Source organism: Pseudomonas sp. S2_C03 (genome assembly GCF_054668405.1).
On record NZ_CP162766.1, the window covers coordinates 5,050,770 to 5,067,373 of the forward strand.

Genomic DNA, 16,604 nt, shown 5'->3' on the forward strand with positions numbered 1-16,604 from the left:
AGGGCTTAGGCAGGATTTGTTGGCGGATATCAGCGCAACGGTCAATCGGCAAAGTAAAAAAAACCCGCTTTCGCGGGTTTTTTTCATCAGGCCAGCTGTGGCTCGACGCTCAACGGCTTGAGCGGCAGCAGCGGCGCATGGGGATCGGCCTTCACCGATTTGCGCCAGGCGTCCAGCCACGCCGGGTGAGCTTCGCTCCAGACCTGCTCGTGCAATCGCGCCAGGGCAACCGGGTCGCTGAGCAGTTGCACACGCTCGTTATTGGTCAGGCCCTCCGGGCCCACCTTCAACGCATGGCGAACCCGTTCGGTGCGCAGATACTCGATCGGCTCGGCCTCGCGGTGACGCGAAGTCGCCAGCGAGCACGCCAAGGCGTTCTGCTGAGGATCGACCACCGAACGTACAAAGCCGTCCTTGAGCGCGTGATAACGGTTTTCGTGGGTGTACTGGTCAGTGGCCAGCAGCGCCTGTGGCGGATTGTATTCCTCAGGGATCAGGAACAGGCTTTCGTCACGGGACTTGAGGCCCAGGCCGACACGACTGGAAATCACCGACACCGGGATCGACAACATCAGCGAACCGACGATTGGCACCAACCACCAGAGGAAGCTCGGGTTCAGCCAGATCACCAACAACGCCCACAGGAAACCCAGCAAGGTTTGCGGGCCGTGGCGCTTGACCGCTTCGCTCCACGGAGTGGAGTCGTCGTCACGCTTTGGCGAGTTCCAGGTCGCGGCCCAGCCAAGGAACGCGGCGAGAACGAAACGGGTGTGAAAAATCATTCTCACCGGTGCCAACAGCATGGAGAACAGCATCTCCAGAAGCATCGACATCGTCACCTTGAACTTGCCGCCGAACTCTTTCGCGCCCTTGGCCCAGATCAGGATGACACTCAACAGCTTCGGCAGGAACAGCAGCACCACCGTGGTCGAGAACAGCGCAATCGCCTTGTCCGGGTGCCATTGAGGCCACAACGGATACAACTGACGCGGCTCCAGGAAGTATTGCGGCTCCATCAGTGTGTTGACCGCCAGCAGCGCAGTCGACAGCACCAGGAAGAAGAACCACAAAGGCGCCGACAGGTAGGACATCACGCCCGTCAGGAACACCGCACGGTGCACCGGGTGCATGCCCTTGACCAGGAACAGGCGGAAGTTCATCAGGTTGCCGTGGCACCAGCGACGGTCACGCTTGAGTTCATCCAGCAGGTTCGGCGGCAACTCTTCGTAGCTGCCCGGCAAGTCGTAGGCAATCCACACACCCCAGCCGGCACGACGCATCAGCGCGGCTTCGACGAAGTCGTGGGACAGGATCGCACCCGCGAACGCGCCTTTACCCGGCAACGGCGCCAAGGCGCAGTGCTCGATGAACGGCTTCATGCGGATGATCGCGTTGTGGCCCCAATAGTGCGACTCGCCCAACTGCCAGAAGTGCAGGCCGGCGGTGAACAGCGGGCCGTAGACACGGGTAGCGAACTGCTGCATGCGCGCATATAGCGTGTCCATGCCCGAAGCACGCGGCGCGGTCTGGATGATCCCCGCGTCTGGCGTGGCTTCCATCAGGCGTACCAGGCTGGTCAGGCATTCGCCGCTCATCACCGAGTCTGCGTCGAGCACGACCATGTACTTGTAGTCACCCCCCAACGACGGCAAAAGTCGTCGAGGTTACCGCTCTTGCGTTTCACGCGACGGCGACGGCGACGATAGAAAATCTTGCCGAAACCCTTGGCTTCACGGCAGACGTCCAGCCATGCCTGCTGCTCGGCAACGCAGATGTCGGCATCGTTACTGTCGCTGAGCACGAAGAAGTCGAAGCGATCCAGGTCGCCCGTAGCGGCCACCGACTCGAACGTTGCGCGCAAACCGGCGAATACCCGTGGCACGTCTTCGTTGCAGATCGGCATGACCAGAGCGGTGCGTGCGTCTTTTGGAATCGGCTCGTTGCCGGCACTTTTACCGGAGATCCGATATTTATCGTGCCCGGTCAGCAGTTCCAAAAACCCCATCAATGCGGTCCAGAAGCCGGCCGATACCCAGCAGAACAGAATCCCGAACATGATCAGGATGCTGGTTTGCAGCGCATACGGCAGTACCTGGGTGGCCGTTTGCAAAAACGGTTGATGCAGGACCTCGTTGAGGTCGACGAACGACCAACCCTGGTACGGCATGATGCCTTTCATGTACCAGCCGGCGACGATGGTCTGGCCGAGCATCAACAGCAGCAGGATGTAGCGACGGATCGAACCGACCGTGCGCCAGCGTGCAGCCGGCAGGACGTTTTCGTCCTTGGGCGGCTTCGGCGGGTTGGTACGACCGGTGATACGACGCCAGCCGCGCACCAGGATGTTGGTGCGCCAAGGCTCTGGCACGACTTTGGTCCGACGGATCGGCGGAGTCGCCTTCAGGCACACCCGACCACTGGCGTCGAGCACCAGCATTTCGGCTTCGCGTAACTCTTCGGCGCTGCTCAGGATCAAACGCTTGCCGACGGACGCCTGGGCGGCGTCGGCAGGCGCGTCGAACGTCGACGACGACAAACGCTGATGCAGTTCACTGAAGGACTGGCAGCCCGCGAGTTCCGCGCGCTGCTGGTCGGTCATCGGTAAATGAGCCAGATACTCCGAGAGCGATTCTGGCTGGACTTGGGGATTACTCATCGGCAGGCAACTGGTAGCTCCAGGTCTCGGTCAGGACTTCTTCAGTCGGGGCCGATTCCGGTGTGGCTGGGGCCGCGTCGGCAGCAGGCTGCTGGGCGTCATGGTTGTTGGCCTTGTCCTTGGCATCGGTGGCTGGCTTGGCGTCGGCCGGTTTGGCTTCGGCAGCCTTCGCATCTTTCTCGGCTTTCTCGACTTTCTCCGCTTGCTTGGCAGCGACCTTGTCAGCCTTGGCCACCGAGGAGTTGGACGCCGGAAGCGACGTTTTGGCCAGGTCAGGCGTGACGATGCTCTGCACCAGGGCAGCGCGCATCTCGGTGGACTTGCCCGGATCCTTGATCTTCAGGCGCAGGGTGAGGCGCCAGCCCTTGGTTTCCGGGTTGTAGCGCACGCTGTTCTCGACCAGCTCGGCGTTGTCACCGACGCTGACCTGGCTGCGCACGTCCGCGTCAGGTGGCAGTGCCGCCAGCGATGGACCTTCGAAATCGACCAGGTAAGCCACGCTGCCGTCCGGTTGGCGGATCAGGTTGGACTGTTTGACGTCGCCGGTGGACTTCAGCGTCTGGCTGACCCAGGCGCTGTCCGGCGAGTGCAAGGCTGCCTCGTCCATGGTCCAGTGCATGCGATAGCCGAATTCCAGCGGTTTGCCAGGATCGGGCAGGGTTTCCGGGCTCCAGAACGCCACGATATTGTCGTTGGTTTCGTCCGCGGTCGGAATCTCGACCAGATCGACGGTGCCCTTGCCCCAGTCGCCCTTGGGCTCGATCCAGGCGCTTGGACGCTTGTCGTAGCGGTCGTCGAGGTCTTCGTAGTGGCTGAAGTCGCGGCCACGCTGCAGCAAGCCGAAACCACGTGGGTTCTCGACCGAGAAGTTGCTCACGGCCAGATGTTTCGGGTTGTTCAGGGGACGCCAGATCCACTCGCCGTTGCCGGCATGGATGGCCAGGCCGCTGGAATCGTGCAGCTCGCGACGGTAGTTCAGGACCTTGGACGGCTGGTTGGCGCCGAACAGGAACATGCTGGTCAGCGGCGCGATGCCCAGTTTGCCGACGCGGTCGCGCAGGAACATCTGTGCCTTGACGTCGACAATGGTGTCGCTGCCAGGACGCAGGGTCAGGCGGTAAGCACCGGTTGCGCGCGGGGAATCCAGCAGGGCGAAAATCACCAGGTGCTTGTCGCCCGGCTTGGGCTGTTGAACCCAGAACTCACGGAAACGCGGAAACTCCTCACCGGACGGCAACGCGGTATCGATTGCCATGCCGCGCGCGGACAAGCCATAAACGTGGCCTTTGCCGACAACGCGGAAGTAACTCGCGCCGAGCATGGTCATGATTTCGTCTTGCTTGTCGGCCTTGTTGACCGGGTACAGCACACGAAAGCCGGCGTAGCCGAGTTTTTCGGTAGCTTTTGGATCGAATTGCAGATCGCCGAAATCGAATCGACTTGGGTCGTATTTGATCTCTTGGACGGTGTTAGCCGTGATTTCGTTGATTTTCACCGGTGTATCGAAATGCATACCCTGGTGGTAGAACGACAATTTGAACGGGTTCTTCTGATCGGCCCATTCGGCTTTTTCCGTGCGGAAGCGAATTTTTTGATAATCCGCGAATTTCATTTCGCGGAATTCGGTCGGCAGGTTACTGCGCGGGGCTTCGTATTTCTGTCCGGCCAGCTCTTTTGCCTTGGCCGACACATCATCCAGACTGAATGCCCAAAGCTGGCCAGCGCTGAGCAGGCAAAGCAGGGCTGAGCCCGCTACCAGAGCACTACGCAACCGTTTGGCAGACAATTTTGGTGCAATACACGGACTAACAATCACGAGCAACCCTCGCCGAAAACAGATCAATAAACCAACGGCTAGCTATCTATACGCCAGGTTGGCGAGCATTGTTCCGACTCCTATGGGGCTAAATGATTCCCCAACAGGTCCTGGACAAGTCTCTACCTAAGTCAAAATGGACCAACGAACGCCGATCCGCGTAGCGCGCGATTATCTAGTAGGCCGCGTTACAACGCATCAGGTGCAACAAAGTATTTATCGCGAAAACGCCCCGTTTTCAGCCGAAAAGCCCTTAAAAAGTTGTTTCAAGCACTTTCAAGTCTGTAACAGGAAGGTTACCGGGCCATCATTGACCAGATGCACCTGCATATCGGCGCCGAATCTACCTGATGCCACAGTGCCATGCACCTGTTTCGCTTTCTCCAGCAAATAATCAAAAAGCTCTTCACCCAGCGCTGGAGGAGCAGCAGTGGAAAAACTCGGTCGCAACCCGCTCTTGGTGTCGGCCGCCAGGGTAAATTGTGAAACCAGCAGCAACCCACCGCCGACATCCGCCAGAGACAAATTCATCTTGCCCTCGGCATCGCTGAACACCCGATAGTTAAGCAGCTTATGCAGAAGTTTGTCGGCGCTGGCGCGAGTGTCCTCTGGTTCTACAGCGACCAGCACGAGCAACCCCTGGCCTACCGAGCCCACTACCTCTGCCGTGACCTCGACGCGTGCGCTACGCACGCGCTGCAACAGACCCTTCATGCTTCTTCGGGTGCCAGATCGAGCAGGCGTCGAGCCATCTGGTCGGCGGCGCGCACCAGCGCATCGGTGATGCCCGGCTCGGACGCCACGTGGCCAGCCTCGCGGATGATCTGCAATTCGCTGTTGGGCCAGTTCTGATGCAAGGTCCAGGCGTTATCGATCGGACAGATCGCGTCATAGCGACCGTGAATGATCACGCCGGGCAAATGGGCGATCTTGTCCATGTCGCGGATCAACTGGTTTTCTTCGAGGAACGAGTGATTAACGAAGTAGTGGCATTCGATGCGGGCGATCGACAGCGCACGCTGCGGTTCGGTGAATCGCTCGACCACCACCGGGTTCGGACGCAACGTCGCAATCCGCCCTTCCCAGGTGGACCAGGCCTTGGCCGTGTGCATCTGGGCGATCTGGTCGTTACCGGTCAGGCGCTTGTGGAAGGCGTGGAGCAGGTCGCCCCGCTCCTCTGGCGGAATCGGTGCGATGTAGTCCTGCCAGTAATCGGGGAACAGGCGACTGGCGCCCTCCTGGTACATCCAGTGAATGTCCTGCGCGCGGGACAGGAAAATCCCACGCAGTATCAGGCCGTGGACGCGCTCGGGATGGGTTTGCGCATAAGCCAGCGCCAGGGTCGAACCCCAGGAACCGCCGAACACTACCCACTTGTCGATGCCCAGGTGCAGGCGAATCCGCTCCAGGTCTGCAACCAGATCCCAGGTGGTATTGTTTTCCAGGCTGGCGTGCGGGGTGGAGCGACCGCAACCGCGCTGGTCGAAGGTGACAATGCGGTACAGGTTGGGATCAAAGAAGCAGCGACTCTGTGCATCACACCCCGAACCTGGGCCGCCATGGAGAAACACCACCGGCAAACCTTCCGGTGAACCGCTTTCATCGACGTACAGGGTGTGGGTTTCATCGACAGCCAGATCGTGCCGGGCGTAGGGTTTGATCTGCGGGTACAAAGTCTGCATTGCGCGCTCCGTAAGGGGTCGAGGTCATCCCTGGGGGGACTTCTATCATTCTGCCGTCCGGCATCATAAACCCGAATTACGTCAATGAGCATGCCCTTGCTGAGTCAGAGTTCTGTCGTCAGTTTTTTAGCCAGATAACCGACCAGTGTTTCATGCAGCGCGTCGACCTCGGGCACCTGGCCGCGCCCACGCAAACTGCCGTGAACCAGTCCTTCGCCGTAGTACAACGTGGTGGCAACGCCTGCCGCCGTGAGTTGTTCGGCGTAGCGCACGCCGTCATCTCGCAACGGATCGAATTGCGCCACGGCGATCAATGCCGGTGGCAACCCGCTGAAACTGTCGGCCAGCAACGGCATTGCATGGGCGCATGGCGGCCGGGCTCCCAGGTACATGGCGTGGTAGTCCTCGACGTCTCGGCTGCTGAGCAAGGGTGCGTCGCTGCACTCGCGACGCGAGGGCAGCCGGTGATCACCCCCCAGGCCTGGATAGATCAGTACTTGAGCCGCCGGCAGGGGTTCACCCGCATCGCGCAAGGCCAGGCACAACGCGGCGGCGAGATTGCCGCCTGCGCTGTCGCCGGCCACCAGTGAACGCTGGGGGTCGAGGCGAAAGGGGCCGGTTCTCAGCGCACGCCAGACACCCAGGCAGTCGTGCAACCCGGCGGGGAATGGATGCTCCGGCGCCAGTCGATAATCGACCGCGATGACCAACGCGCCGAGCGTCGCCGCCCACTCGGCGCAGATGAAATCATGGGAATCCAGATCCCCCACTACCCAACCGCCGCCATGCAGGTACACCACGCACGGATCACCGGCGGGCGGTGATGCCAATGGCGGTTGATACGCCCGCACCCGCACCCCGGCGAGTTCGAAGTCGACCACATACAAGCCGCCAGGTCGTGCCGGGGTAAACGCCCGGCACATCTCGCTGTAGGCCCGGCGCACGCCCGCGAGGCTGCTGTCGGCGCTGTTGAAGCCGATGGTTTTGTCGACGAACGCCATCATCTGTTCGGAAAGCGGATAGTTAGCCATTCGCCCGGAGCCCTGCTGCTATCAGTTTTTCAAACTGGCCTGTACGGTGGCGACGCCATCCTTGCCATCGAAACTGCTGACCCCGGCCAACCAGCGCTGAAGATCCTCCGGATGATCTCGCAGCCATTTCCTGGCCACATCCTGCGGGGTCTGGCGCTCCATGATAGGCACCATCAACTGGCTTTCCTGAGCAGCGGTGAAGGTCAGGTTTTCCAGCAGGCGGTTCACATTCGGGCAGCGCTCGGCATAGTCCGGCGACGTCACGGTGGATACGGTCGCCGCGCCTTCGTTGGGCCCGTATACGTCTTCGCTGCCGGTCAGGTAGGTGATGTTCATGTTGATGTTCATCGGATGCGGCGTCCAGCCAACGAATACCACGAACTCCTTACGATTAACCGCCCGCTGAACGGCCGCCAGCATGCCCGCCTCACCAGACTCGATCAGTTTGAAGTCCTTGAGACCGAAATGATTGGTCTCGATCATGGTTTTGATCGTGGTGTTGGCGCCACTGCCCGGCTCGATCCCGTAGATTTTGCCGCCGAGCTTGTCTTTGAAGTTGGCAATGTCGGCGAAGGTTTTCAACCCGGCCTCGGCGACATAGTCGGGCACTGCGAGCGTCGCCTGGGCATCGGCCAGGCTCGGCTTGGCCAAGACCCGGACCTGCTTGGCCTCAAGGAAGGGAGCAATATTCTTGTCCATCGCCGGTTTCCAGTAACCGAGGAATATGTCGAGGCGCTTGTCACGGATGCCGGCGAAGATGATTTGCTGCACAGCGCTGGTCTGTTTGCTTTCGTAACCCAGGCCGTTGAGCAGCACATCGGCCATGCCGCTGGTGGCGATCACGTCGGTCCAGTTGACCACACCCATGCGCACCGTCTTGCACGAGGCGTCATCACTGGCCAGCACACTGGTACTCAGAAAAGCGGTACCGCAAAGGATGGAGAGACAGCGGGTAAACAGAGCTTTGATGCTTGTCATAAGGGCGTTCTCGTGCGGCAGCGGATTGTTATGGGCTCGGTGTCTTTGTGCACCGTGCGCAGAACATTACGCAGCAGACGAAAGGTAAAAGCGACCTGTGGCGACCGAGATTTGCACGGTGGCGACTGTTTGAGGTGACCTGACACACCGCCATCGCGGGCAAGCCCGCTCCTACAGGGTGGGCCGGTGTTGAAACACAAATTGTGTAAACACCGTAAATCACTGTAGGAGCTGGCTTGCCAGCGATGGGGCCGACACATTCACCCAAAGTGTCAGGCCTTGTAGTGTGCTTGCCCCCAGGCCAGCAATCCTTGCAACAACTCCTTGAGCACCACCTGGGTCGGCGCCGCCAGGTCCGGTCGGTAGCGGAACGGTTCGAACTCTTCCATGTAGGTGCTCTGCCCCAGTTCCAGTTGCACCGCGTGGATGTTGTCCGCCGGGTTGCCGTAATGCCGGGTGATGTGGCCACCCTTGAACCGACCATTGAGCACATGGGTGTAGTCGCTGTGCCGTGCGCAGATGCCTTCCAGTTGCGTGGCCAACTGCGGATCGCAACTGGCGCCGTTGAAGGTGCCGAGGTTGAAGTCCGGCAGCTTGCCGTCGAACAGGTGCGGGATGATCGTGCGGATCGAGTGCGCATCGAACAACAATGCATAACCGAATTCAGCCTTGAGTCGTGCCAGTTCGTTCTGCAAAGTTGTGTGATACGGCGTCCAAACCTGTTCCAGGTAGGTCGATCGCTCGGCCGCCGTTGGCTCCTTGCCCTCCAGGAACAATGGAATGCCATCAAACAGGGTCGAGGGATACAGCCCAGTCGTTGCGCCGGCATACAACGGTTTGTCGTCCGATGGGCGGTTCAGGTCGATCACAAACCGAGAATATTCTGCGGCCAGGGTGCTGGCACCCAGCTCGTGAGCAAAGTCATACAGCGTCGGGATATGCCAGTCGGTGTCCGGCAGGCTTCTCGCGTCCGCGATCAGCCCGGCTTCCACTGCCGGGGTCAGGCGCACGCCGGCGTGAGGCATGCTGATCAGCAACGGCACGCTGCCTTGTTTGAAGTTCAGAACTTTATCCACGAATGCTCTCCTGGAAGTGTGTTTCAACGCCGTGACGCACGACGCGTTTTTCCAGCTCACCGCCCAACCAGTACGACAGGTCGGCGGGACGATCGATTTGCCAGGCGACGAAATCTGCCACCTTGCCCACTTCCAGCGAGCCATGGGTCCGGGCCATGCCCAATGCGGTGGCCGCGTGAATGGTCGCACCGGCCAGGGCCTCTTCCGGAGTCATGCGAAAACAGGTGCAGGCCATGTTCAGCATCAGGCGCAGCGACAACGCCGGCGACGTGCCGGGGTTAAGATCGCTGGCGATGGCGATTTTCACTCCGTGTTTACGAAGCGCATCCATCGGTGGCAATTGGGTTTCACGCAGGAAGTAGAACGCGCCGGGCAGCAACACGGCGACGGTGCCGGAGGTCGCCATGGCGATGGCATCGTCTTCGGTCATGAATTCCAGGTGGTCGGCGGACAGAGCGTGGTAACGCGCCGCGAGCGTCGAACCGTGCAGCGATGACAATTGCTCGGCATGCAATTTCACTGGCAGGCCCAGTTGCTGCGCCGTGATAAATACCCGCTCGACTTGCGCCGGGGAAAACGCCAGGTATTCGCAAAAGGCATCCACCGCATCCACCAGTCCTTCAGCCGCAAGGGACGGAAGCATCTCGGTGCAGATGTGCTCGATGTAATCGTCGGCGCGATCCTTGTACTCCGGCGGCAAGGCGTGCGCCGCCAGACAGGTACTGCGCACGCTGATCGGCAGTTTTTCACCCAGGCGACGGGCAACTCGCAGCATCTTGCGTTCGCTGGCCAGGTCCAGGCCGTAGCCGGACTTGATCTCGATGCTGGTGACGCCGTCGCGTATCAGACTGTTCAGCCTTTTGGCGGCGCTGGCGAACAGCTCATCTTCACTGGCCGCCCGCGTGGCGCGCACGGTGCTGGCGATGCCGCCACCGGCGGCGGCGATTTCCGCATAGCTGACGCCTTGCAGACGCTGCTCGAACTCACCGCTGCGGTTACCGCCGAACACCGTGTGGGTGTGGCAGTCGATCAGGCCCGGAGTAACCCAGGCCCCGTTCAAATCGTTGACCGCCGGGTACTCGCCGGACGGCAGTTCGGCGCGTGGGCCGATCCACTCAATGAGCGCACCGGACGTCACGATGGCCGCGTCCTCGATGATCGAGTAGACGCCCTGCGCCATGGTTGCGACGTGGCAATGTTGCCAGAGCGTTTTCATCTCTAATCTCCAGAGTATTCAAAATCGAATCGCGGGCAAGCCAGCTCCTACAGGTGTTGCGCTATTCCTTGTAGGAGCGGGCTTGCCCGCGATGGGGCCCTCAGAGGCTTGGCAACAACTTGCCCGGCGCCAGCTCGGTCAGGCACCGCGAAGCCAGCAGTTCGGTCGCTGCATTGATGTCCGGCGCGAAGAAGCGGTCCTTCTCGTAGAACGGCACTTCGTTGCGCAGGATGGCGCGGGCTTTCTCCAGTTTCGGGGAAGTCTTCAGACCGTTGCGCAGGTCCAGGCCCTGAGCCGCCGCCAGCCATTCAACAGCGAGAATGCCACGGGTGTTTTCAGCCATTTCCCACAAACGCTTGCCTGCAGCTGGGGCCATGGACACGTGATCTTCCTGGTTGGCCGAGGTCGGCAGGCTGTCCACCGAATGCGGATGGGACAGTGCCTTGTTTTCACTGGCCAGCGCGGCCGCCGTCACTTGGGCGATCATGAAGCCGGAGTTCACGCCGCCATTGGCCACCAGGAACGGCGGCAGTTGAGACATGTGCTTGTCCATCATCAGCGAGATACGGCGCTCACTCAGCGAACCGATTTCAGCGATGGCCAGGGCCATGTTGTCGGCAGCCATGGCGACGGGTTCGGCGTGGAAGTTACCGCCGGAAATCACATCGCCTTCAGCGGCAAACACCAACGGGTTATCGGAGACTGCGTTGGCTTCGACGGCCAGCACTTCGGCGGCCTGACGGAACTGAGTCAGGCAGGCGCCCATGACCTGTGGCTGGCAGCGCAGGGAATACGGGTCTTGCACCTTCTCGCAGTTCTCGTGGGAATCGGAGACTTCGCTGCGATCGCCCAGCAAATCGCGGTAGGCGGCAGCGGCGTCGATCTGGCCTTTCTGGCCACGGGCGGCGTGGATGCGTGCGTCGAATGGCGAGCGCGAACCCAGTACCGCTTCAACGGTCAGCGCGCCCAGGGACAAGGCGCCGGCGAACAGGTCTTCACCTTCGAACAAGCCGCGCAGGGCAAACGCGGTGGAAACCTGCGTACCGTTGAGCAAAGCCAGGCCTTCTTTCGCTGCCAGGGTCAGCGGGGTCAGGCCAGCGATTTTCAGCGCCTCGGTGGCTTCCATCCATTCGCCCTTGTAGCGCGCCTTGCCTTCGCCCAACAGCACCAGCGACATGTGCGCCAAGGGTGCCAGGTCGCCGGACGCCCCTACCGAGCCCTTCAACGGAATGTGCGGGTAGACTTCGGCGTTGACCAGGGCGATGAGCGCGTCGATGACCACACGGCGAATCCCGGAGAAACCACGGCTCAGGCTATTGACCTTCAACACCATGATCAGACGCACCAGCGCGTCGCTGATGGGCTCGCCGACGCCGGCTGCGTGGGACAACACCAGCGAGCGTTGCAGGTTTTCCAGGTCTTCGCTCGCGATGCGAGTCGAAGCCAGCAGGCCGAAACCGGTATTGATGCCGTAGGCGGTACGGTTCTCGGCGAGGATCTGTTCCACGCAGGCAACGCTGGCTTCGATCTGGGCCGAGGCACTGCTGTCGAGGGTCAGTTGGACCGGTTGTTGATAGACATCACGCAGTTGGGCCAGGCTCAGTTGGCCGGGAATCAGGTTGAGCGCAGTCATTTCATGCTCCTTTTGAGAGTTTTTTATTAACTCACCAGACGCTCCGGAGATGTCCGTTGTCCGTCGCGTCTCGCCTTTTGGGGAGCCGCGCCTTGGCACGCTGGTGTCGGGAAATCAGTGCAAATTCGGTAACGTATTGCGCAGCAATGCCGGGTCTTTCAGTACCTCGGCTGCCGCCGCGATATCTGGCGCCAGCCAGCGATCCTGGTCATAGGCTGGGACCCGTTCACGCAGCAGATGCCAGGCAGCGTCGGTGCCAGCGCCGAAGCGTTGTTCTTTGAGGAACTCGAAGGCCTGGGCCGCCAGCAGGTACTCGATGGCAAGAATCTGCGTGCAGTTTTCCAGCGTCCGATGCAGCTTCAGCGCAGCGTTTGTGCCCATGCTCAGGTGATCTTCCTGCAGGCCCGAGGTGACGTAGTTGTCGAGTACCGCCGGTTGCGCCAGTTGACGGTTTTCCGCACACAGGGATGCGGCGACGTATTGCACGATCATCATCCCGGAGTTCACCCCCGGATTCGCCACCAGGAACGCTGGCAGTCCGCTGACGTGCGGGTTGATCAGGCGGTCGAGTCGACGCTCGGCGATGGAGCCGATTTCTGCCAGGGCGATGGCCAGCAAGTCAGCGGCCATGGCCACTGACTGACCGTGCGGATTGGCCTGGGACATGATGCGGAAATTGTCCGGCGTCCCCAGCAGCAAGGGGTTGTCGGTGCAGCCGTTGAGTTCGGTTTCGATCTGGGCAACGGCGTGTGCCAGTTGATCCCGGGCAGCGCCGTGAACCTGAGGGATGGAGCGAATGCTCAACGCATCCTGGGTGCGGATGCCTTTGCTCGACGCGATCACTTCACTGCCTTCGAGCAGCCCGCGCAGGTTCGTGCCGACCTGTTGCATGCCTGGATGCGGCTTGAGCGCGATGATCTCGGCATCGAACGCAGCGATCTGTCCGCGCTGGGCTTCAAAGCTCATGGCGCTGATGACATCGGCCCATTGCAACAAACGCGTGGCATCGGCAAGCGCCAGGCAACTGAGACCGGTCATGCACGGCGTGCCGTTGACCAGGCACAATCCATCCTTGGCGCCCAGTTGCACCGGCTGCAAGCCCTCTTCGGCCAGCGCCTGCTGTGCAGAGACGACTCGCCCCCGGTAGCTGACATTGCCAACGCCCAGCAACGCGATGCCAATGTGCGCCATGTGGGTCAGGTAACCCACCGAGCCCTGGGACGGCACTTGTGGAGTGATGCCGCGATTGAGCAACGCCAGCAGGGCCTCGACCACGCGGCGATGGATGCCGGACTTGCCCTGGCTGTAATTGCGGATGGCGGCGCACAGGATCGCACGGGTCTGCTCGTCGGCCAGCGGCGCACCGACGCCACAGGCGTGACTGAGCAAGGTGTTGCGCGACAACTGGCTGAGTTGCTCGTCTTCAAGCGACACGTTGCACAACGCGCCCAGGCCGGTGTTGACGCCATAGGCACGCTCGCCGCTGGCGACGATGCGCTGGACGATAGCCTGGGCGTTTTCGATGCGTGCCCAGGCCTGCGGTGACAGCTCAAGCTGCGCGCCATGGCGGGCTACCGCGACCACATCCTGCCAACGCAACGGGGCATCGGCGATTACGATTTTTTCAGCCTGGGACATCTTTTACCTCTAGCCAATATTGATGCAGCTTTACCGGCCTCATCGCGGGCAAGCCCGCTCCCACAGGTTTATCGGTGTTCACACAACCCCTGTGGGAGCGGGCTTGCCCGCGATAGGGCCGGCACAAGCACCGCAAGTTTCTCAAACCACCGCCGCCCGCCGCTGCACGAATCGGTCGACATACTCATCCGCTGGCGAATGCAGAATCTCGCGCGGCGTACCGACCTGGATCAGGCGTCCGTCCTTGAGGATCGCGATGCGGTTGCCGATGCGCACAGCCTCATCAAGGTCGTGAGTGATGAAAACGATGGTCTTGTGCAGGGTCTTTTGCAGCTCCAGCAATTGGTCCTGCATCTCGGCGCGGATCAGTGGATCGAGGGCGCTGAAGGCTTCGTCCATCAGGATGATGTCAGTGTCGGCCGCCAGGGCACGGGCCAGGCCAACACGTTGACGCATGCCGCCAGAGAGCTGGTGCGGAAATTTGTTTTCGTAGCCTTTGAGGCCCACGGTGTTGATCCAGTGCAGCGCACGCTCCGAGCACATCTGCTTGCTCTCGCCACGCACTTTCAGGCCGTAGGCGACGTTCTCCATCACGGTCTTGTGCGGCAGCAGGCCGAAGCTCTGGAACACCATGCTGATCTTGCGCCGGCGAAATTCGCGCAGGGCTTCCATGTCGTACTGCAGGATGTCTTCGCCATCCACCAGAATCGCGCCACTGGTAGGGTCGATCAGACGATTGAAATGGCGCACGAGTGTCGACTTTCCGGAACCCGACAGGCCCATGATCACGAAGATCTCGCCGCTGCCGATGCTCAGCGACAGGTCATTCACGCCGACCACACAACCGGTTTCGGCCAGCACCTGGTCCTTGGTCTTGCCTTGGCCGATAAGGCCCAGCGCATCCTTGGCGCGGTTGCCGAAAATCTTGAAGACGTTTTTGACTTCGATCTTGCTTACGCTTGCATTGTTCATTTGCTCACCTCATGCCGCGCACGACCATACGCCTGCGTAATGCGGTCGATCACCACGGCCAGAATCACGATCGCCAGACCCGCTTCCAGGCCACGGCCGACGTTGAGGGTCTGGATGCCCACCAGCACGTCTTCACCCAAACCACGTGCACCGATCATCGAGGCGATCACGACCATCGACAGCGCCATCATGGTCGTCTGGTTGATCCCGGCCATGATGCTCGGCAGGGCCAGCGGCAGTTGCACGCCGAACAGTTGTTGCCAGCGGTTGGCACCGAAGGCGTTGATCGCCTCCATCACTTCTCCGTCGACCTGGCGGATACCCAGATCAGTCAGTCGGATCAACGGTGGAGCGGCATAGATCACCGTGGCGAAAATCGCCGGCACCTTGCCCAGGCCGAACAGCATCAATACCGGGATCAGGTACACGAAGCTTGGCATGGTCTGCATGATGTCCAGCAGCGGCATCAGCACCGAACGCAGGCGATTGCTGCGCGCCGATAGAATCCCCAGGGGCACGCCGATCAGCACCGAAATGATCGTCGCCACCAGCATCAGCGCCAGGGTTTGCATCAGCTTGTCCCAGAGTCCGACCGCGCCCACCAGGAACAACAGGCCGACGATGACCGAAGTGGTCACCACTTTACGGGTCGCATGCCAGGCCACACCCGCGACGATGGCCAACATCAGCCACCAGGGCGCCGCACGCAGCAGCCCTTCAAGATTGACGATGGCCCACAACAGCGTGTCGGAGATGTGCCGGAACACGTCGCCATAGTTGGTGACCAGCGAATCGACCCAACCGTTGACCCAGTCGGCGATGGAAAAGGTAAAGCTTTCGGGAAACATAAGAGACTCTCAATCAAGGGGTTGCGATCAAGCGTCCGGCTGCCGTTGCCAGCAGCCGGAGAAGCTCAACCTACAAAGCCGCGTCGATTTTCTTGGCAGCGTCTTCGCTGACCCATTGATGCCAGACTTCAGGATGTTCCTTGAGGAAGATTTTCGCCAGTTTTGGCGACTCGATACGTTCCTTCGCCATGCGGCCCAGGTTCTGGTTCAGCAGGTCGATCGGCAGGTTGACCTTTTCCAGCACGGCCACCAGCTCCGGCGCCTCGTCGTGGAAGGTCTTGGATAGGCCGACCTTGATGGTCACGGTCTTGTCTACGCCTGGTTTTTCTTCGAGTTTGACTACGTCGACCTGGCCCATGAGCGGAGTCGGCGACCAGTAGTAGAACAGGATCGGCTCGCCACGCTTGTAGCTCGACAGTACGGCTGCATCCAGCGCCGGGCCGGTGCCAGGGCGGAAGTTGGTGTAGGTGCTTTCCAGGCCGTAGCTTTTCAGCATTTCGCTGTTGTCCAGCTCGCAGGTCCAACCGGCCGGACAGTTGTAAAAACGCCCCTTGGTCGGCTCTTCGGCATCTTTGAACACCGCCGAGTACTTGGACAGGTCAGCGATTTTTTTCAGGTCTGGCGCCTTGGGTTCCAGTTTGCGTTTGGCATCACCTTCGATCACATAGCGAGGCACGTACCAACCCTCGACCGCTCCCAGGATCGGGCCGCCGACACCCACCACCTTGCCGGCCTTTTCGGCCTTGTTCCAGACCTCGCTGCGACCGACCCATTCTTCGGCAAACACTTGGATGTCGTTGCTGCTCAGAGCGTTTTCCATGGTGATGGAGTTGCCCGGCAGGCTGTCAGTCTTGCAGCCGTAGCCTTTTTCCAGCACCACTTGCAGGACGTCGGTCAGCAGCATGCCGCTTTCCCAGTTCAGTCCTGCGAATTTCACAGGCTTGCCTGACTCGCACCAACCGGCTGCCTGGGTGGCGCCTGCACTGGCCAACAGGCCCATGGAAAGCAATGTGGTCAGCAGGGTCTTGTTCGATTTCATTGTTGTGACGCTCCTAATC

At 60.7% G+C, this 16,604-nt stretch carries 12 protein-coding genes and 1 pseudogene; all 13 read right to left on the minus strand.

From position 1 onward, the window contains the following. Positions 1 to 86 precede the first annotated feature (86 nt). Positions 87 to 2,656, minus strand: a pseudogene (gene mdoH / locus AB4N64_RS23205) (glucans biosynthesis glucosyltransferase MdoH). Beyond that, the gene (locus AB4N64_RS23210; RefSeq protein WP_460118871.1) at positions 2,649 to 4,472 is read right to left on the minus strand and encodes a glucan biosynthesis protein G; all 1,824 of its coding nucleotides are present in this window, start codon (positions 4,470 to 4,472) and stop codon (positions 2,649 to 2,651) included. The pseudogene mdoH and the gene AB4N64_RS23210 overlap by 8 nt, the downstream one beginning before the upstream one ends. A gap of 276 nt (positions 4,473 to 4,748) precedes the next feature. Beyond that, positions 4,749 to 5,186, minus strand: coding sequence for a D-aminoacyl-tRNA deacylase (gene dtd / locus AB4N64_RS23215; RefSeq protein WP_460118873.1), 438 nt, complete (start codon positions 5,184 to 5,186; stop codon positions 4,749 to 4,751). Beyond that, positions 5,183 to 6,154: a prolyl aminopeptidase gene (pip, locus tag AB4N64_RS23220; protein ID WP_460118875.1), complete on the minus strand. Its 972-nt coding sequence runs from the start codon at positions 6,152 to 6,154 to the stop codon at positions 5,183 to 5,185. The genes dtd and pip overlap by 4 nt, the downstream gene beginning before the upstream one ends. Before the next feature lie 104 nt (positions 6,155 to 6,258). Continuing rightward, positions 6,259 to 7,185 carry an alpha/beta hydrolase gene (locus AB4N64_RS23225; protein ID WP_460118876.1) on the minus strand — a complete coding sequence of 309 codons (927 nt, stop codon included), beginning with the start codon at positions 7,183 to 7,185 and terminating at the stop codon, positions 6,259 to 6,261. 21 nt (positions 7,186 to 7,206) lie between these two features. Beyond that, on the minus strand, positions 7,207 to 8,154 hold the full coding sequence (locus AB4N64_RS23230) for a choline ABC transporter substrate-binding protein (protein ID WP_460126847.1): 948 nt from the start codon (positions 8,152 to 8,154) through the stop codon (positions 7,207 to 7,209). A 281-nt stretch (positions 8,155 to 8,435) separates the two neighbouring features. Beyond that, positions 8,436 to 9,239: an N-formylglutamate deformylase gene (gene hutG, locus AB4N64_RS23235; RefSeq protein ID WP_460118879.1), complete on the minus strand. Its 804-nt coding sequence runs from the start codon at positions 9,237 to 9,239 to the stop codon at positions 8,436 to 8,438. Further along, on the minus strand, positions 9,232 to 10,455 hold the full coding sequence (gene hutI / locus AB4N64_RS23240) for an imidazolonepropionase (RefSeq protein ID WP_460118881.1): 1,224 nt from the start codon (positions 10,453 to 10,455) through the stop codon (positions 9,232 to 9,234). The genes hutG and hutI overlap by 8 nt, the downstream gene beginning before the upstream one ends. Before the next feature lie 100 nt (positions 10,456 to 10,555). Beyond that, on the minus strand, positions 10,556 to 12,088 hold the full coding sequence (gene hutH / locus AB4N64_RS23245) for a histidine ammonia-lyase (RefSeq protein ID WP_460118883.1): 1,533 nt from the start codon (positions 12,086 to 12,088) through the stop codon (positions 10,556 to 10,558). A gap of 114 nt (positions 12,089 to 12,202) precedes the next feature. Continuing rightward, positions 12,203 to 13,726, minus strand: coding sequence for a histidine ammonia-lyase (gene hutH, locus AB4N64_RS23250; protein WP_460118885.1), 1,524 nt, complete (start codon positions 13,724 to 13,726; stop codon positions 12,203 to 12,205). A 141-nt stretch (positions 13,727 to 13,867) separates the two neighbouring features. Further along, positions 13,868 to 14,698, minus strand: a complete 831-nt coding sequence (locus AB4N64_RS23255; protein ID WP_460118887.1) for a quaternary amine ABC transporter ATP-binding protein — start codon at positions 14,696 to 14,698, stop codon at positions 13,868 to 13,870. Then, positions 14,695 to 15,546 carry an ABC transporter permease gene (locus AB4N64_RS23260; protein WP_460118889.1) on the minus strand — a complete coding sequence of 284 codons (852 nt, stop codon included), beginning with the start codon at positions 15,544 to 15,546 and terminating at the stop codon, positions 14,695 to 14,697. The genes AB4N64_RS23255 and AB4N64_RS23260 overlap by 4 nt, the downstream gene beginning before the upstream one ends. A 70-nt stretch (positions 15,547 to 15,616) precedes the next feature. Next, positions 15,617 to 16,585 carry an ABC transporter substrate-binding protein gene (locus AB4N64_RS23265; protein ID WP_460118890.1) on the minus strand — a complete coding sequence of 323 codons (969 nt, stop codon included), beginning with the start codon at positions 16,583 to 16,585 and terminating at the stop codon, positions 15,617 to 15,619. Between the last annotated feature and the right edge of the window lie 19 nt (positions 16,586 to 16,604).